Consider the following 17,286-nt stretch of genomic DNA (forward strand, 5'->3'; position numbering starts at 1 on the left):
GCCCCGCGGCCGCCGTTCTTTTTTGCGGCGGCGGCTTTTTTGTGGGAGCGGCTTCAGCCGCGAGCTCTTGATTCATCGATTGTCTTGGCCGAAAAGCTCGCGGCTGAAGCCGCTCCCACAAGAGCCGCACCCACAGAGCCGCTCCCACAAACCCGCGCATCCGTAGCAGAATCCAACTTTCGCCCGGATGCCTGCCGTGACCGCTTACTCCGACGCCGACCTTCGCGCGCTCGCCGACGCGCTGGGCCAACGCCTGCGCGCCGACCACGATCATTTGGTCACGGCAGAAAGCTGCACTGGCGGCTGGATCGCGAAAACCGTCACCGACATCGCCGGCAGCTCCGATTGGTTCGACTGCGGCATGGCCGCCTACAGCTACGAAGCCAAGCAGGCGCTGCTGGGCGTGCGCCCGCAGACACTGGAAACGCACGGCGCGGTCAGCCGCGAGACCGTGATCGAAATGGTCTCCGGCGCGCTGGTCAATTCCGGCGCCAGCGTGGCGGTGGCGGTCACCGGCATCGCCGGACCGGGCGGCGGCACCGAGGACAAGCCGGTCGGCACCGTCTGGATCGCGTGGAAGCGCCGCGGCGGCTATCCCAAGGCCGAGCTGTTCCATTTCGACGGCGACCGCGAAGCGGTGCGGCGGCAAACGGTAGCGGCGGCGCTGCGAGGCCTGATGTAGCCCGGGTGGAGCGAAGCGATACCCGGGTTACGTAAGCCGGGCTATTGACCGCACGAATCGTTAGTAGTAATACTACTAACCATGGAACTGAGCGAAAACCAGCAAGCCATCCTGGCCCTGATCGCCGAGCGCATCGAGGCCGACGGGATGCCGCCGTCGCAGACCGAAATCGCCCGTGCCCTGGGCTTCAAGGGCGTTCGCGCCGCGCAGTACCACCTGGAAGCGTTGGAGGCGGCCGGCGCCATCGAGCGCGTGCCCGGCCGCGCGCGAGGCATTCGTCTATTGCAGCCGCCGGTCGCGCCGCAGCGGGAACTCGCTCTCGACGATGTCGCCAGCGATGCCGTGCGCCTGCCGGTGCTCGGCCAAGTCGCGGCCGGTGTGCCGATCGGCGCCGATATCGGCTCCGACGATTACGTGCTGCTCGACCGCAATTTCTTCTCGCCGGCGCCGGACTACTTGCTCAAGGTGAAGGGAGATTCGATGCGCGACGAGGGCATCTTCCATGGCGATCTGATCGGCGTGCACCGCACCCGCGACGCGCGCTCGGGCCAGATCGTGGTGGCGCGCATCGACGACGAAATCACTGTCAAGCTGCTCAAACTCGGCAAGGACCGGATCCGCCTGCTGCCGCGCAATCCCGATTATTCCCCCATCGACGTGCAGCCGGACCAGGACTTCGCCATCGAAGGCCTGTATTGCGGACTGGTGCGGCCTAATCGATGAGCAGGCTTATTCCGGCTGGGCAGCGAGGCATTGTCCGACCCGTCGGCGGGGACGCCGCCGGTATCGGCCGGACCTCTGCGCAAACTAATTTTGATCGCCGGCGCCGAGGTCTCAGCCTTTGCGACCGCCGACCTTTAGATTGCCTTTCAACCGATGACCACCCTTGAGGAAACCCACGATGGACGAGAACAAAAAGCGCGCCCTCTCAGCCGCCCTGACCCAGATCGAGAAGCAGTTCGGCAAGGGCTCGGTGATGCGCATGGGCGACCGCCCCGTGGAAGCGGCTGAAACCATCGGTACCGGTTCGCTGATGCTGGACCTGGCGCTGGGCATCGGCGGCCTGCCAAAGGGCCGCGTGGTCGAAGTCTATGGTCCGGAATCCTCGGGCAAGACCACGCTGACCCTGCAGACCATCGCGCAATGCCAGAAGGCCGGGGGCACCGCCGCCTTCATCGACGCCGAACACGCGCTCGACCCGATCTACGCGCAGAAACTGGGCGTCAATATCGACGACATGCTGGTCTCGCAGCCCGACACCGGCGAGCAGGCGCTGGAAATCGCCGACATGCTGGTGCGCTCCAACGCCGTGGACATGGTGGTGGTCGACTCGGTGGCCGCACTGACGCCCAAGGCCGAAATCGAAGGCGAGATGGGCGACCAGTTGCCGGGCCTGCAGGCGCGCCTGATGAGCCAGGCGCTGCGCAAGCTCACCGGCAACATCAAGCGCAGCAACTGCATGGTGATCTTCATCAACCAGCTGCGCATGAAGATCGGCGTGATGATGCCGGGCCAGAGTCCCGAGGTGACCACCGGCGGCAACGCGCTCAAGTTCTACGCTTCGATCCGGCTCGATATCCGCCGCATCGGCGCGATCAAGAAGGGCGAAGAAGTCATCGGCAACCAGACCCGCATCAAGGTGGTCAAGAACAAGATGGCGCCGCCGTTCAAGCAGGTCATCACCGAGATCCTGTACGGCGAGGGCATCAGCCGCGAAGGCGAATTGATCGAGATGGGCGTGGATGCGCGCTTGGTCGACAAGGCCGGCGCCTGGTTCAGCTACGACGACGAGCGCATCGGCCAGGGCAAGGAGAACGCCCGCCAGTACCTCAAGGACAACCCGCAGGTGGCGAACAAGCTGGAAGCCGCGTTGCGCGAAAAACTGAAGCCGGCGGTGATTCCGGCGGCCGCCGAAGCGGTCGAGGAAGAAGCCGAGGATTGACAGCGTCAGTGGACTTCGCCTCTTCCAAGGATGGTGGAGGCGGGTCCTTCTTTTTTGGTTTTTCGGGAATGGGCGGTTGAGCGATCCAGGCGACAACGCTAAGGCGGAACGCAAGCGCAGGCTCCGGCCCGAGCCCACGCCCACCCAACGCGCCCTGAGCTTGCTGACCCGTCGCGAGCATTCGCGCAAGGAACTGACCCGCAAGCTTGCCGTGCGCGGCGTCGACCAGGCGCAGGCGCAAGCCGCGATCGACCGGTTGGCCAAAGACGGTTGGCAGGACGATGCGCGCTTCGCCGAAAGCCTGGTACGCAGCCGCGCCGGCGGCGGTTACGGCCCGATCCGGATCCGGGCCGAACTAGGCATGCATGGGCTGGACCGCGAAGCGATCGCCTCGGCCATGGACGGTTTCGACGAAGACTGGGCCGCGCTGGCCCGCGATCTGGTCCGCCGCCGTTTCGGCGAACGCGTGACCGAAGATCGGGACGTGCAGCGCAAGGCGGCCGATTTCCTGGTCCGACGCGGCTTCGCCGCCGAGCACATCCGCGCCGCGACCCGCTTCGATCCCGACGATCCGTTCTGAGCCAATGCCGCGCGCCATCTGCTCTTCGTAGGAGCGGCTTTAGCCGCGAGCTCTTTCCCTCCGACGGGCAGAAAGCTCGCGGCTAAAGCCGCTCCTACGAAGAGCGGACGCTCCGCGCACCGGGGGGCGCAGGCGACAAAATCCGCCCATTCGCGGGAACGCCCGGCGCCTGGCCTGTTAACCTAGCCATATTGGGTTGCCTGCTCGACCCCGCGCCCGCACCTTGTAGGGCATAGCGGGGCCGGCACGGCGCCCGCCAGCCATTGCCAGCCCTTATGAAGACCACTTCCGAAATCCGCAGCGATTTCCTCGACTTCTTTCGCCAGAAAGGACACACCATCGTCCCGTCCGCGCCGCTGGTGCCGGGCAACGACCCGACCCTGCTGTTCACCAACTCGGGCATGGTGCAGTTCAAGGACGTGTTCCTGGGCGCCGAGAAGCGCAGTTACGTGCGTGCGGCCGATGTCCAACGTTGCCTGCGGGCGGGCGGCAAGCACAACGACCTGGATTCGGTCGGCTATACCGCCCGCCACCACACCTTCTTCGAAATGCTGGGCAATTGGTCGTTCGGCGACTATTTCAAGAAGGACGCCATCGCCTGGGCCTGGGAACTGCTGACCGAAGTCTGGAAGCTGCCCAAGGAAAGGTTGCTGGTCACCGTCTATCACACCGACGACGAAGCCTACGATCTCTGGCACAAGCTGATCGGCCTGCCTGCCGACCGCATCGTGCGTATCGGCGACAACAAGGGCGCACCTTACGCGTCGGACAATTTCTGGCAGATGGCCGACACCGGCCCCTGCGGCCCGTGCACCGAAATCTTCTACGACCACGGCGAGCATATCGCCGGCGGTCCGCCCGGTTCGCCGGACGAGGACGGCGACCGCTACATCGAAATCTGGAACCTGGTCTTCATGCAGTTCGACCGCCAGCCCGACGGCTCGCTGCAGCCGCTGCCGGCGCCGTGCGTCGACACCGGCATGGGCTTGGAGCGCCTGACCGCCGTGCTGCAGCACGTGCACAGCAATTACGAGATAGACCTGTTCCAGGCGCTGATCCGCAAGGCATCCGAGCTGACCGCTACGCCGGATCTGGAAAACAAATCGCTGCGTGTGATCGCCGACCACATCCGCGCCTGCTCGTTCCTGATCGTCGACGGCGTGCTGCCGTCCAACGAAGGCCGCGGCTACGTGCTGCGCCGGATCATCCGCCGCGCGCTGCGCCATGGCTGGATGCTGGGCGTGCGCGAGCCGTTTTTCCACAAGCTGGTCGGCACGCTCGACCGGACGATGGGCGGGGCTTATCCGGAACTCAACGCCAAGCGCGATCTGGTCGAACGCGCGCTCAAGGCCGAGGAAGAACGCTTCGCCGAAACGCTCGACTCGGGCATGCGCATCTTCGAAGACGTCGCCGCACGCAGCAAGGATGTGATCCCCGGTGCCGATGCGTTCCGTCTGTACGACACGTACGGTTTCCCGGTCGACCTGACCGCCGACATCGCGCGCGAGCGCGGGCTGACCGTGGACATGGCCGGCTTCGACGCCGCCATGACGCAGCAGCGCGAAACCGCGCGCGCTTCGGGCAAGTTCGCAGGCGGCGTGACCTTGCCGGCCGAACTCGTCGCGCAGCTCAAGCCCACCGACTTCCTCGGCTACGACTCGCTGACCGCCGGCGGCCTGGAAGTGGTCGCGCTGCTGAAGGACGGCCGCGCGGTCGATGCCATCCAGGCCGGCGACGAGGCCATCGTCATCCTCGACCGCACCCCGTTCTACGCCGAAAGCGGCGGCCAGGTCGGCGACACCGGCGAACTGGACGAAAAGGGCGTGCGCTTCGTCGTGGGCGATACGCTCAAGCTCGCCGGCCAGTTCCACGGTCACGTCGGGCGGCTGCAGGCCGGCACGCTGCGCCGCGGCGACCACGTGGTGGCCTCGGTCGACGCCGCACGCCGCGCCGCCACCGTGCTCAACCATTCGGCCACCCATCTGCTGCACGCGGCCCTGCGCGGCGTGCTGGGCACCCACGTGACCCAGAAGGGCTCGTTGGTCGCGCCGGACCGCCTGCGCTTCGATTTCTCCCATTTCCAGCCGCTCACCGCCCAAGAACTGGCCGAAATCGAACGCCGGGTAAACGCCGAGATCCGCCGCAACCACGCGGCCGAGGTGCGGCACATGGCCATGCAGGAGGCGCTGGACTTCGGCGCCATGGCGCTGTTCGGCGAGAAATACGGCGAGCGCGTGCGCGTGCTGCGCATGGGCGACACCTCGACCGAGTTGTGCGGCGGCACCCATGTCGGCCGCACCGGCGACATCGGCCTGTTCAAGATCGTCTCCGAAGGCGGCGTCTCGGCGGGCGTGCGACGCATCGAAGCCGTGACCGGACAGGGCGCGTTGGACTACATCGACGAGGAGGAGCGCCGCCTGGACGAAGCCGCGCAACTGTTGGGCGGCAGCGCTCAGGACGTGGTCGACAAGATCCGCCAGATCACCGAGCGGCAGAAGAAGCTCGAGCGCGAACTGGAAGCCTTGAAAGCCAAGGCCGCTTCGGGCGCGACCTCGGACCTGGCCGCCGCGGCCGTGGATGTCGGCGGCGTGCGCGTGCTGGCCTCGCGCCTGGAAGGCATCGACGCCAAGGCGCTGCGCGACGCGGTCGACCGCCTCAAGCAGCAGCTGGGCGATGCGGTGATCGTCCTGGCCGGCGCCAACGACGGCAAGGCGGCGCTGGTGGCCGGCGTCAGCGGCAGCGCCGCCGGCAAGGTCAAGGCGGGGGAACTCCTATCGCACGTCGCCGGTCAGATCGGCGGCAAAGGCGGCGGCCGGCCCGACCTGGCCCAAGGCGGCGGGGACGACGTCCCGGCCCTGGCAACCGCTCTGGCAGGCGTCCGCGACTGGGTCGCCGAGCGCCTGCGCTGAATCGGGCATGACTTTAGTCCTTGTCGGCCATAAAGGCCGGTTTGTATGATGCTTAACGTTTTTGATCAGTTGTAAGCGTTTTCTACTAGTTCGAATAACAAGCGAAAACGTCTCGCCTGCGGATTGGCTGCAGGCTTACGGAGATTTCCTCTTATGTTGATTTTGACCCGCCGTGTTGGCGAAACCCTCATGATCGGCGATTCGGTCACAGTGACCGTCCTCGGCGTGAAGGGCAATCAGGTGCGCATCGGCATCACTGCGCCCAAAGACGTCGCAGTGCATCGCGAAGAGATCTACCAGCGCATCCAGCGCGGCGACGACCACGTCAAGCCCGAGCAGGACGCCGAGCCCCAGACGCTGCAAGGTTTACCGCAGGCCGGCTGAACCGGTATCCTTGCGGCCTTCGCGAGCCTTCGCCGGCTCGCGACGAAACCCGGAGACTTGCCCGAGAGGCCGAAGGGGCTCCCCTGCTAAGGGAGTATGGGGTCAAAAGCTCCATCGAGGGTTCGAATCCCTCAGTCTCCGCCAGTTCCAAAGTGTCGACTGATGGATTCCCGGCTTTGGCTTGCGCCAAGGCGTCTCCGCCAGTTATGCATGCCAGCAATGCTGGCAATCCGTGCCAAAAGAATTGACCGATACCGGTCCGATTCGGCACAATTCCGCTTCTGCGCCCGTAGCTCAGCTGGATAGAGCACCAGGCTACGAACTTGGGGGTCGGGAGTTCGAATCTCTCCGGGCGCGCCATCCAAAAAAGAAGGCCAGCGAGCGATCGCTGGCCTTCTTTTTGTTGTCCGGCTTCCGCTCTTCGTAGGAGCGGCTTTAGCCGCGAGCTCTTTCCATGAGCGTTGGAAGATGCTTCTCGAACGAAGAGAAAAGCTCGCGGCTAAAGCCGCTCCTACGAAGAGCGTGGCGCCGGGCTTATCGGGAGGCTTGCGTGTCGGCTGTGGTCAGCGGCAGGACGTCGCGCACCAGGCTCAACATGAAGCGTCCGGGCTCTTCCTCGAAGATCATGTGGCCGGAATAGTCGAACCACACCATCTTCTTGGACGGCGCCTGGATCTTTTCGAACCAGCGTCCCGCCAGTTCGGCCGACGCGTTCAGATCGTGCCGGCCGTGCAGCAGCACGACCGGGCAATCGAAGCGGGCGTGGTCCATGAAATCGAGCGCCATCAGCTGCGGCCATAGCGATTCCAGGCTGAAATCGAGCCCTTTGCCCCAAGCCTGCAAATCGCCGGGCGAATATTCGGGACTGATGCTCGCGACATCGCCGTAATGGTCGCCGGCGCGCCGCCACAAGTAACCGCCTGCCTGGGTGAGCCACTTGCGCTGCAGGTCGAGGATTTTCCGCTGTTCGGCCACCGGGGTCTTGGCGGGATCCGGCGGATACGGCGCGACGCTCTCCAATTCGCGCACGGCCTGGGCATTGCCTTGCGACCGCGCCCACTGCATGACCGCTGCGTAGCCCAGCCTTTCGTTCTCCTGAATATCCACGACTTGGCTGACGCCGACGTAGGCATAGAACCAATCGGGGTGCTTTTGCGCCAGTTCCGTGCCGAGAACCGTTCCCCAGGAATGGCCCATCAGCACGATCTTGTCCCGCGCGTAGCGCTTGCGCAGGTAGGCGGCCAGTTCCTCGGCATCGCCCAGCATGCGCTCCACGGTCATCGTCGGCCGCACCTTCTCCGGATCGTTCGCGGCGTAGGTCCTGCCCGCGCCGCGCTGGTCCCACTGCACGACCGTGAAGAATTCTTCCAACGGCCGCAGGTACATGTGCGACACCGGCATCATCGTCAGACCGGGACCGCCGTGCAGCACCAGCAGGATCGGATTGTGGCGATGGCGGCCGCGGATGTTGATGGTCTGCCGGATGCCGCCCAGTTCGATCTGCTCGGTGGTTTGGATGCCGTCTTCGCCGACGATTTTCTGCGCATCGCCGATGATGCGCGCGGCTTCGCGCAATCCGTCGGCCTTGTCGGCCGCCATCGCTTGGGGCGCCGCCATCGCCAGCGTTGCGGCGATCGCGATCACGCGGATCCGTTCGAACATGCCTTGTCTTCCCGTCGCGGCTCGTGGCCATTCGCAACCAGGGATACGCGCACCGTAACGACGGTTGCGCGCTTTTTGCTCTTCGTAGGAGCGGCTTCAGCCGCGAGCTCTTTCCCCACGTTCGCGCGAGCAGAAAGAAAAAGCTCGCGGCTGAAGCCGCTCCTACGAAAGGCGGGTCGCGAGCGCAGCCGCGATAGCTTCAGGCCGCTTCATCCACGCGAAATGGTCGGCCTTGGTCCGCAACTGCGCTGCATCGAGGATCTCGACATCGGCCGTCGACAAGGGCAGCTTCGACAGCAGGAAGTGCAGCGAGCTTTCGGGCCCCAGCCAATCTTCGGCCAGCGCCAGTGCCCGAACCGGAAGCCGCAGGCGCGACATCGCCGCTTCCAGGTCGCTATCGATGCCCTTGCCCGCGTATCGCCCCGACAAACCGGTGCGCGCCCAATCGCGGATTACGCCGCGCGCTTCGTTGCCGCCGAAGCCGATCAGCCGTCCCGGCAGCGAGCCGCGCATCTGCGCCAGCCAGGGCAGGAAGCGGTACGCCAACGGCAGCCATAGCCGGTTCGGCGCCGGGAATGAGCGCCAATACGGCGAGCCGCTGGCGACCAGCCACAAGCCGCGCGCGATCTCCGGCGACAAGCCAAGCCGACAGCAGGCCAGTTGCCCGCCCAGGCTGTGGCCTCCGATCAGGCGCGTCGCATCGGTCGTCGACTGCGCGACGGCAGCCTCGCTGGCCGGCAAGTCCTGCAATAGCAGTTCGCGATACCCCCAATCATGTTCGCGATCCGCACGCAGCGCACTCGAACCGTTGCCGCGCCATTCGTGCAGGAATACCGCGATCCCGCGCGCCGCCAGCGCTTCGGCGAACGGCAGGTAATGCTTGGCGGCGACGCCGAGCGCGGGCAGCCACAGCAACGATGCGCGGGCATGTTCCGGGATGCGGGCGAGCAGGGCGTAGGCGTGGCCGTCCTCCGCGACGACGGGAATGTCCCGGGCTTGTATCGTCATCGCGTCCTGGCAGCCCCGAAGTGGTCGAGCACGACTATATCGCCCGAGCCGGGCCGATAGCCTTGCCGCAGGGCACGATGCACGTAATCGGTGGCGGCGGCGCAGGCGTCGGCGATCGGGAAGCCCAGGCAGAGGCCGGCGGCGATCGCGGACGCCAGCGTGCAGCCGGTGCCGTGCGCTTGGATGCGCAGGCGCGGGTGGGCGATCTCGCGCAAGCCATCGGCGTCGGCGTAGACATCGACCACGTCGCCGTCGTCGATCAGGTGGCCGCCCTTGAGTAGTACCGTTCTTGCACCGAGCTCGCGCAGTTCCGCAGCTGCGGCGCGCATGCCGTCCAGATCGGCGATCGCATGCCCGAGCAGCAACTCGGCTTCGGGCAGGTTGGGCGTGACGACGCTGGCCAGCGGGAGCAGTCGTTCGCGCAGCGCCTGCAGCGCCTCCGGTTCGAGCAGGCGCGCGCCGGACGTGGCCACCATCACCGGATCCAGCACAACGAAAGCCGGAGCGTGCGCGCGCAATGCGCCGGCGACGGCGGCGATGACTTCGGCGTTGGCCAGCATGCCCAGCTTGACCGCGCCGACGGCGAAATCGTCGAAGCAGGCGTCGATCTGCGCGCGCAGGAAACCGACGGGAGGCACGTGCACGGCCGCCACGCCGCGGGTGTGCTGCGCGGTCAGCGCCGCGATCGCGCTCAGGCCGTGCACGCCGTGCGCAGCGAAGGTTTTCAGGTCGGCCTGGATGCCGGCGCCGCCGCCGGAGTCGGAGCCGGCGATGGTCAGGGCGGAAACGATGCGATCGTCGTTCATGCGCCGATTTTTCCGCGGCCGATCGAGATTTGCCGGTAGATGGCGTAGCCGATGCCTGCCAATCCGGTCAGCAGGGCGGGGACGAGCAAAGCGGAATAGCCCCAATGCCGGAATGCGACCGATCCGATCAGCGCCCCCGCGAAAAAGCTCAGGACGATCAGGCCGCTCAGCATCAAGCGCCGCCTCGCGAGCGGCATGCCGCGCAACGCATGGCCGATGCCGATGCCCAGGTCCGTGAACATGCCGCTGACGTGCGTGGTTCGCACCAAGGCGCCGCTATAGGTGGTGGCCATCGCGTTCTGCAGGCCGCAGGCCGTCGCGGCCAACAGGGCGCCCGCCAGCCGTTGCTGTTGGAACAGCGGGATCGCGGCGAACAGCAGCGCCGACTCCAGCGCCAGCACCACCCCATAGCGGCGTCCGAGCCGGAGCGTGCTGTCCTGGATGATCATCGCGCTCAGCATCGCGCCGCCGACAAAGGCGCAAATGACGCCCAGCAATCGCCGCGCATCGCGCGCGTCGCCGTCCGCCAGCGCCGAACCGAGCAGAGTGGCGGTTCCGGTCAAGTGCGTGATCGCCTGATGCTCGAAGCCGAGATAGCCGACCACGTTCACCATGCCCGCCACGCACGACAGCGCGGCGGCGCCGACCCAGACCCAAGGCGGCAATTGCACGCCCACGGCGTCGCTACAGCACTTCGGAGGCGTAATCCGCCAATCGCGAACGCTCGCCGCGGCGCAGGGTGACGTGCGCGCTGTGCGCCCAGCCCTTGAAGCGGTCGACGGCGTAGGTCAGGCCCGAGGTCGTCTCGGTCAGGTACGGCGTATCGATCTGCTCGACGTTGCCCAGGCAGACGATCTTGGTGCCGGGACCGGCGCGGGTGATCAGCGTCTTCATCTGCTTGGGCGTGAGGTTCTGCGCTTCGTCCAGGATCAGCCAGCGATTGAGGAAGGTGCGGCCGCGCATGAAGTTGAGCGAGCGGATCTTGATCCGCGAGGCGAGCAGGTCGTTGGTCGCCGCACGGCCCCAGCTGCCGCCTTCCTGGTTGTGGGTGAGCACTTCCAGGTTGTCGGTCAGCGCGCCCATCCACGGCGTCATCTTTTCCTCTTCGGTGCCGGGCAGGAAGCCGATGTCCTCGCCGACGCTGACCGTGGCGCGGGTCATGATGATCTCGCGGTAGCGCTGCTGGTCCATCGTCTGCGCCAGGCCCGCGGCGAGCGCGAGCAAGGTCTTGCCGGTGCCGGCGGTGCCGAGCAGGGTGACGAAGTCGATCTCCGGATCCATCAGCGCGTTGAGCGCGAAGTTCTGTTCGCGGTTGCGCGCGGTGATGCCCCATACCGCATGCTGGTTGCCGCGGTAGTCGTCGACGATCTGCAGCGTGACCTTGTTCTCGTCGGCCTTGACCACGCGCATCTCGGCTTCTTCGTCGCCGGGCAGGTACAGGAACTGGTTGGGATACCAGTCGTCGTCCTTGTCGGGCTTCAGTTCGTAATAGGTGCGGCCTTTCTCGGTCCAGGACTTGAGGTCGTTGCCGTGGCGTTGCCAGAAATCCTCGGGCAGCGCGGTGGCGCCGGTGTAGAGCAGGCTGAAATCGTCCAGCGCGCGATCGTTCTCGTAATCTTCCGAGGCGATGCCGGCGATCGCGGCCTTGATCCGCAGGTTGATGTCCTTGGACACGAACACCACCGGCACGCCCGGATCGGCCTGCTTGAGCGCGACGATCGCGCCGAGGATGTCGTTGTCGGGGATGTAATCGGTGCCGTGCTTGTCGTCGCTGCGCTTCTTGCGCGTTTCCAGCGCGCCGGTCTGGAATTGCAGGCGGCCGATGCTGTCCGCCGCGCGCAACTGCAGGCCGTTGGGGCGGGTGAGGGTCAGGCCGGAAGAGATCTTGCCGGTGCCCTGGGTCTCGATCAGCTCGTTGATGAAGCGGCTGACCTGGCGCGCGTTGCGGCTGGCTTCCGAGGTGCCTTTCTTGCCGTTGTCCAGTTCCTCGATGACCTGCATCGGCAGGAACACGTCGTGCTCCTCGAACTTGAACAGCGCGGTCGGATCGTGCATCAGCACATTGGTGTCGAGCACGTAGATCCGCTTTCCTTTGGTCATCGGGCGATCCTGGCGGGTGATGAGTGGGCGAACGGGCAGCGGCGGGCCACCGCGGCCCGCGGGGCGGGGCAGTGAAGGGTAGGGTGGTAACGTTGCATCACTTGGCTTGGGCCGCCTTCAGGGCTTGCAGCACTTCATAGGCGTGGCCGGCCACGCGCACGCCGCGCCAGCTCTGGGCGATGCGGCCCTTAGGGTCGATCAGGAAGGTGCTGCGCTCGATGCCGATGTATTCGCGGCCGTAGAGCTTCTTTTCCTTGATCACGCCGAACGCGTTGCAGAGCTTTTCGTCGGCATCGCTGACCAGGTCGAACCGGAAGCCCTGCTTGTCGCAGAAGTTCTGGTGCGACTTGACCGAATCGCGCGACACGCCCAGCACCGTCGCGTCGAGCTTGGCGAATTTCGGCAGCAGCGCATTGAATTCCAGGCCCTCGGTGGTGCAGCCGGGCGTGGAATCCTTGGGATAGAAGTACAGCACCAGCCAGTGGCCGGCGTGGTCGGCGGTATTCGCGGTGATGCCGCTGGACAGCGCCAGCGGCAGCTTGGGGACTTTGTCGCCGGTGTCGAGCATCAGAACTTCATCGGGTCCATGATCGCGTCCAGGTTCAGATGGTCGCAGAACTCGAGGAAATCGTCGCGCAGCGCGGCGATGTGCATGTCCGCGGGCACGCCGATCGTGAGTTGCGCCGAGAACATGTCGGCGCCGGTCTGCATGGCGCGATAGCGCGAGCAGTGCAGGCTTTCGATGGTGATGCCCTGGCGGTCGAAGAAATCGGCCAGTTGGAACAGGATGCCGGGTTTGTCGGAGGCGACGACCTCCACGACATAAGGCAGCAGGTTGGACTGCACCGGCTTGGGCCCGGTGCGGTACCAGACCAGCTTGAGGCCTTCTTCGCGCTCGAGCCGGGTCAGCATGGCCTCGAGCTTGGCCACCGCATCCCAGGAGCCCACCGCCAGCGCCGTCACCGACACGTCCCGGCCGACGGTGCTCAAACGGGTGTCGACGAGGTTGCAGCCGCTGTCGGCGATGCGCCGCGTCACTCCCAGCAGCGGGGACTGCGGGTGCGTCGTATAGGCGTTGATCAGCAGATAGTTCTCGTTCGGCGAGGGCCGTGGAGCGGTGTCGGAATCGGTCAAGGCGGCGTCCGCGGCAGCGAGTGATATGAACGGCAGCCCGGTATCGGGCCGGAAGCCGTCGTCAGCATACTTGCCCCTGCTTTGAAGCCGCAAGTAACATGTGAAATAACTGGATCACAGCGTCCGCGCGGCCTGCGCGGCCCACCCACGAAGAGCACTCTCGCTTGCGACTTTCGGGCAGCATCACAGCGCTTGCGACGCCGTTCACGGCGTCCGGCGAAATCGACCTGGACGCCTGGCGCCGCCTGCTGCAAGCGCAGCTCGACGGCGGCGTCCAGGCCGTCGTGGTCGCCGGCTCCACCGGCGAGGCCGCGGCGCTGTACGACGCCGAATACGATGCCTTGCTGCGCAGTGCGGTGGACCAGGTCGCCGGGCGCATTCCGGTGCTGGCCGGCACCGGGCACTCCAACACCGCCAAGACCATCGAGCAGACCCGACGCGCAGCCCTGTCCGGCGCCGATGCCGCCCTGGTGGTGACCCCGCCTTACGTGCGTCCCACGCAGGCGGGCCTCGAGGCCCATTACCGCGCTATCGCCGACGACGGCGCGCTGCCGGTGGTGATGTACAACGTGCCCGGCCGTACCGGCTGCGACCTGTTGCCCGAAAGCGTGGCCGGCCTGGTCGCCCACGAACGCATCGTCGGCATCAAGGAAGCGCGCAACGAGGCCGGACGCATGAACGACTGGCTGGCCTTGCGCAGCGATGGCTTCGCGGTGCTCAGCGGCGACGACCCGACCGCCTGCCGCGCCATGCTGGCCGGCGCCGACGGGGTGATCTCGGTGGCCGCGAACGTGCTGCCGCGCGCTTTCCGCCGGCTCTGCGACCTGTCCCGCGCCGGCGATGCCGCAGCGCAGGACTGGAACGCACGGATGCACGCGATCTACGATTTCCTCAGTGTGGAACCCAATCCGATCCCGCTGAAGGCGCTGCTGCAGCGATTAGGCTTGGGCCATGGCCTGCGCTTGCCCCTGCTGCCGCTGTCCGCCGCGCATGCCGAAGCGGCGGACCGCCACATGGCTGCCATACTCGAACTAGAAAACGCCTGCCGCGATTCGCTCGTGGCCTGACCCCTGCAGGAGAAACCCGATGCGTCACACGTCCACCCCGTTCCGTTACATCGCTGTCGCCCTGCTGGCGGTGGCGGTCGTCGGCGCTTCCGGCTGCAAATGGTTCCGCAAGGACAACGAGGCCTACAAGCTCAGCGCCGAAGACCGTCCGCTGGAAATCCCGCCGGACCTGGACCGCCCCAGCACCGACGCGGCGATGAACCTGCCGGCCAGCGTCACCGCTTCGCAGGTCGCCGCGCAGCGCGGCAACAACGCGGCCGCATCGCCGGTCGGTTTCAGCGTCTCGGGTTCGCGCGACGACGTGTTCAACCGCGTCGGCGAAGTCCTGACCGCGACCAGCGGCGTCACCGTCGCCAACAAGGCGCAGATCCTGGGCACCTACGACGTGGACTACGAAGGCAGCAAGTTCCTGGTCCGCATCACCCAGATCAGCGGTGGCACCTACGTCTCGGCGGTCGATCCGCGCGGCCTGCCGGCCAGCGGCGAGGCGCCGGTCAAGCTGATGTCGGCGCTGAAGGCCGGCCTGGGCAACTGACAGGGTTGCCGCGCATCGGCCGCTTCGCATGAGCGGCGCCCCGGGCAAGCGCGAAGACTGCACGGGCCGGGGCGCATTCGGCCGTATTCGGTTCTTGGCATCGGCGGCCGTTGCCGCGGTTTTGCTGGCCGCATGCCACGGTCCGCGCAAGGAAGAACCGCCGGTCATCGTGCCGCCGCCCGAGCCGGCCGAGTTCGTCTTCGCCGACAACGCCAACGACACCTGGAACACGGTCGGCCAGATCCTGGTGCGTCTGCCCGGTGTGGACTACGAAAGCCGGGCCCAGATCATGGGCCTCTACACCGTGCGTTATCGCGGCGAAACCATGCTGGTCCGCACCCAGGCGCTGGTGTTGCAGCAGCCTTCCGACGGCGTACGTACCCGCGTCTTCGCGCTGTTGCCGGACGGCAAGCCGAACACGGCCCCCGCTGCGCACGAATTGCTGGCTGAGCTCGAACGGCGCCTACCGCTGGAGATCGAGCAATACCGGACGCCGGTGAAGCTGAAAAAGCCCGGCAAAAAGTCGAAAAAAAAGCCCGCGAAAAAACGCTAGCGTTCGAGCAGCGGCAACTTGTCCGGCTTGCCTTCCCAATCCTTGGCGTCGGGCAAGCCGTCCTTGCGCGTGGTGATCACCGGCCAGGCCTTGGACAGTTCGGCGTTCAGGGCAACGAATTGCTCCTGTCCTGCCGGCACGTCGTCCTCGGGATAGATCGCGTTGATCGGGCATTCCGGTTCGCACAGCGTGCAGTCGATGCATTCGTCCGGATCGATCACCAGGAAGTTCGGCCCTTCGTGGAAACAGTCGACCGGGCACACCTCGACGCAGTCGGTGTACTTGCACTTGATGCAGTTTTCGGTGACGACGAAGGGCATGGCGGGGATCGGTCGGCTAGCCGGGCGACTAGTTTAGCGCGGACGAAGAAAAAGCCCGCGCATCGCTGCACGGGCTTCGGATATGGCGCTCCCTACGGGATTCGAACCCGTGTTTTAGCCTTGAGAGGGCCACGTCCTAGGCCTCTAGACGAAGGGAGCGATGTGGCCCGGTTATGCCGAGCCGCCGGCTGGACGGCCGGCCGCGCCCCGGTTCGGCAGCGCAGCTTGCTAGTATAGCAAGCGAGCGGATGCCGACCAGGGCAGTCCGCAGGATCGAGTCCTGAACCTGCCTGATGCCGACACCAGCCGAAGCCATTCCCACCTCTCTGCGGACCATTCCCCGCGATCAGCACTCCATTTCGCGCAAGGACATCAGTCCCAACGCCTTGCGCGTGCTGTATCGGCTGCGCGACGCCGGCTTCCAGGCCTACCTGGTCGGCGGCGCGGTGCGCGACCTGCTGGTCGGCGGCCATCCCAAGGATTTCGACGTGGCCACCGACGCCACGCCCGAGCAGGTCAAGCAGCAGTTCCGCAACTGCCGCCTGATCGGCCGCCGCTTCCGCCTGGCGCACGTGGTGTTCGGCCGCGAGATCATCGAGGTGGCCACCTTCCGCGCCAACAGCGACGACGGCAGCGGCGACCGCGAGCTGCACGAAGGCGGGCGCCTGCTGCGCGACAACGTGTTCGGCACGATCGAGGACGACGCGGTGCGGCGCGACTTCACCGCCAACGCGTTGTACTACGCGATCGAGGATTTCTCGGTGCGCGATTACGTCGGCGGCTACGACGACGTGCAGGCGCGCGTGCTCAAGCTCATCGGCGACCCGGAAGAACGCTACCGCGAGGATCCGGTGCGGATGCTGCGTGCGATCCGCCTGGCGGCGAAGCTCGACTTCAGCATCGACCCCGCCACCGCCGCGCCGATCCCCGTGTTGGCGCCGCTGCTGGCCCAGGCGGCGCCGGCGCGCTTGTTCGAGGAATGCCTCAAATTGTTCCTGTCCGGCCATGCCGCGGCCAGCTTCGAAGGCTTGGAACGCCACGGCCTGCTGCCGGCGCTGTTTCCGGAAAGCGCCGCCGCGCTCGCCGCCAACCGCAGCGGCGCGCTGCGGCGCATGCTGCTGCAGGGCCTGCGCGCCACCGATGCGCGCGTGGCCAACGACGAGCCGGTGTCGCCTGCTTTCCTTTTTGCAGTGCTGCTGTGGCCGGCGTATTGCCGGGCGTTGATCGCGCTGCAGTCGCAGGGCGTGCATGCGGCCGAAGCGCAGCGCCGCGCCGCCGACCGCGTGACCTTGCACCAGGCGTCCACGATCGCGCTGCCGCGCCGTTTCTCGCTGCCGATGCAGGAGATCTGGCTGCTGCAATCGCGCTTCTCGCAGCGCAAGCGCGTGCCGCGCTTGCTGAGCCATCCGCAGTTCCGTGCCGCCTACGATTTCCTGGTGCTGCGCCTGAGCGCTTCGGAAGAGCATGCCGACGACGTCGCCTTCTGGCGCGATGCCCAAGCCGAGGCGGGCGAGCCAGCCGCCGAGGATGAGTTCGAGATCGACAGCGATGGCGCCCCGCGCAAGCGCCGCCGGCGCCGGCGGCGCAGCCCTTCCGCCGGCTAG

The 17,286-nt window shown here is 66.4% G+C and carries 18 protein-coding genes and 3 tRNA genes; 12 read left to right on the forward strand and 9 right to left on the reverse strand.

Going from position 1 to position 17,286, the window contains the following annotated elements; translation table 11 throughout:
* Nucleotides 1-196: 196 nt before the first annotated feature.
* The 8 genes from M2650_RS01145 to M2650_RS01180 all read left to right on the forward strand — a co-directional run bounded on the left by M2650_RS01145 (nucleotide 197) and on the right by M2650_RS01180 (nucleotide 6,857).
* Nucleotides 197-682 carry a CinA family protein gene (locus tag M2650_RS01145; protein WP_249470157.1) on the forward strand — a complete coding sequence of 162 codons (486 nt, stop codon included), beginning with the start codon at nucleotides 197-199 and terminating at the stop codon, nucleotides 680-682.
* 81 nt (nucleotides 683-763) lie between these two features.
* Complete coding sequence (lexA, locus tag M2650_RS01150; RefSeq protein ID WP_249470160.1) at nucleotides 764-1,405, forward strand: transcriptional repressor LexA; 642 nt, start codon at nucleotides 764-766, stop codon at nucleotides 1,403-1,405.
* A gap of 178 nt (nucleotides 1,406-1,583) precedes the next feature.
* The gene (gene recA / locus M2650_RS01155) at nucleotides 1,584-2,624 is read left to right on the forward strand and encodes a recombinase RecA (protein WP_249470163.1); all 1,041 of its coding nucleotides are present in this window, start codon (nucleotides 1,584-1,586) and stop codon (nucleotides 2,622-2,624) included.
* A 76-nt stretch (nucleotides 2,625-2,700) separates the two neighbouring features.
* Nucleotides 2,701-3,204 carry a recombination regulator RecX gene (recX, locus tag M2650_RS01160; protein ID WP_249470166.1) on the forward strand — a complete coding sequence of 168 codons (504 nt, stop codon included), beginning with the start codon at nucleotides 2,701-2,703 and terminating at the stop codon, nucleotides 3,202-3,204.
* Between the two features lie 275 nt (nucleotides 3,205-3,479).
* Entirely contained in the window at nucleotides 3,480-6,113 is a 2,634-nt protein-coding gene (alaS, locus tag M2650_RS01165; protein ID WP_249470169.1) for an alanine--tRNA ligase, read from the forward strand.
* Nucleotides 6,114-6,266: 153 nt separating this feature from the next.
* Nucleotides 6,267-6,497, forward strand: a complete 231-nt coding sequence (gene csrA, locus M2650_RS01170) for a carbon storage regulator CsrA (protein ID WP_249470171.1) — start codon at nucleotides 6,267-6,269, stop codon at nucleotides 6,495-6,497.
* 51 nt (nucleotides 6,498-6,548) lie between these two features.
* Nucleotides 6,549-6,641 (forward strand) — tRNA-Ser (locus M2650_RS01175).
* Between the two features lie 139 nt (nucleotides 6,642-6,780).
* Nucleotides 6,781-6,857 (forward strand) — tRNA-Arg (locus M2650_RS01180).
* A gap of 174 nt (nucleotides 6,858-7,031) precedes the next feature.
* Here the strand turns inward: M2650_RS01180 and M2650_RS01185 are convergent.
* The 7 genes from M2650_RS01185 to M2650_RS01215 all read right to left on the reverse strand — a co-directional run bounded on the left by M2650_RS01185 (nucleotide 7,032) and on the right by M2650_RS01215 (nucleotide 13,243).
* Complete coding sequence (locus M2650_RS01185) at nucleotides 7,032-8,159, reverse strand: alpha/beta fold hydrolase (protein WP_249470174.1); 1,128 nt, start codon at nucleotides 8,157-8,159, stop codon at nucleotides 7,032-7,034.
* 162 nt (nucleotides 8,160-8,321) lie between these two features.
* Nucleotides 8,322-9,167 carry an alpha/beta hydrolase family protein gene (locus M2650_RS01190; protein ID WP_249470176.1) on the reverse strand — a complete coding sequence of 282 codons (846 nt, stop codon included), beginning with the start codon at nucleotides 9,165-9,167 and terminating at the stop codon, nucleotides 8,322-8,324.
* Nucleotides 9,164-9,973, reverse strand: a complete 810-nt coding sequence (gene thiD, locus M2650_RS01195) for a bifunctional hydroxymethylpyrimidine kinase/phosphomethylpyrimidine kinase (RefSeq protein ID WP_249470178.1) — start codon at nucleotides 9,971-9,973, stop codon at nucleotides 9,164-9,166. Before thiD ends, M2650_RS01190 begins: the two co-directional genes overlap by 4 nt.
* Nucleotides 9,970-10,650: a YoaK family protein gene (locus M2650_RS01200; RefSeq protein WP_249470181.1), complete on the reverse strand. Its 681-nt coding sequence runs from the start codon at nucleotides 10,648-10,650 to the stop codon at nucleotides 9,970-9,972. The genes thiD and M2650_RS01200 overlap by 4 nt, the downstream gene beginning before the upstream one ends.
* Before the next feature lie 7 nt (nucleotides 10,651-10,657).
* Nucleotides 10,658-12,073: a PhoH family protein gene (locus M2650_RS01205; protein WP_249470184.1), complete on the reverse strand. Its 1,416-nt coding sequence runs from the start codon at nucleotides 12,071-12,073 to the stop codon at nucleotides 10,658-10,660.
* A gap of 97 nt (nucleotides 12,074-12,170) precedes the next feature.
* The gene (locus tag M2650_RS01210) at nucleotides 12,171-12,641 is read right to left on the reverse strand and encodes a peroxiredoxin (protein ID WP_249470187.1); all 471 of its coding nucleotides are present in this window, start codon (nucleotides 12,639-12,641) and stop codon (nucleotides 12,171-12,173) included.
* Nucleotides 12,641-13,243, reverse strand: a complete 603-nt coding sequence (locus M2650_RS01215; RefSeq protein ID WP_249474126.1) for a glycine cleavage system transcriptional repressor — start codon at nucleotides 13,241-13,243, stop codon at nucleotides 12,641-12,643. Before M2650_RS01215 ends, M2650_RS01210 begins: the two co-directional genes overlap by 1 nt.
* A 128-nt stretch (nucleotides 13,244-13,371) precedes the next feature.
* On the opposite strand from M2650_RS01215, the gene dapA reads away from it, so the two are divergent.
* The 3 genes from dapA to M2650_RS01230 are packed head-to-tail and all read left to right on the forward strand — an operon-like array spanning nucleotide 13,372 to nucleotide 15,362.
* Entirely contained in the window at nucleotides 13,372-14,274 is a 903-nt protein-coding gene (dapA, locus tag M2650_RS01220; protein WP_249470189.1) for a 4-hydroxy-tetrahydrodipicolinate synthase, read from the forward strand.
* 19 nt (nucleotides 14,275-14,293) lie between these two features.
* A complete protein-coding gene (locus M2650_RS01225; RefSeq protein ID WP_249470192.1) occupies nucleotides 14,294-14,809 on the forward strand; it encodes an L-asparaginase family protein in 516 nt (171 codons plus the stop codon).
* 28 nt (nucleotides 14,810-14,837) lie between these two features.
* Nucleotides 14,838-15,362: a hypothetical protein gene (locus tag M2650_RS01230; protein ID WP_249470194.1), complete on the forward strand. Its 525-nt coding sequence runs from the start codon at nucleotides 14,838-14,840 to the stop codon at nucleotides 15,360-15,362.
* On the opposite strand, the gene fdxA is transcribed toward M2650_RS01230, so the two are convergent.
* On the reverse strand, nucleotides 15,359-15,682 hold the full coding sequence (gene fdxA / locus M2650_RS01235) for a ferredoxin FdxA (RefSeq protein ID WP_137265831.1): 324 nt from the start codon (nucleotides 15,680-15,682) through the stop codon (nucleotides 15,359-15,361). The two genes, M2650_RS01230 and fdxA, sit on opposite strands and share 4 nt — an antisense overlap.
* Before the next feature lie 83 nt (nucleotides 15,683-15,765).
* Nucleotides 15,766-15,841 (reverse strand) — tRNA-Glu (locus M2650_RS01240).
* A gap of 134 nt (nucleotides 15,842-15,975) precedes the next feature.
* Between M2650_RS01240 and pcnB the strand changes: the two genes are divergently transcribed.
* Entirely contained in the window at nucleotides 15,976-17,286 is a 1,311-nt protein-coding gene (gene pcnB, locus M2650_RS01245; RefSeq protein ID WP_345779830.1) for a polynucleotide adenylyltransferase PcnB, read from the forward strand.

It is taken from the genome of Luteimonas galliterrae (assembly GCF_023374055.1).
GTDB lineage: Bacteria > Pseudomonadota > Gammaproteobacteria > Xanthomonadales > Xanthomonadaceae > Luteimonas_C > Luteimonas_C galliterrae.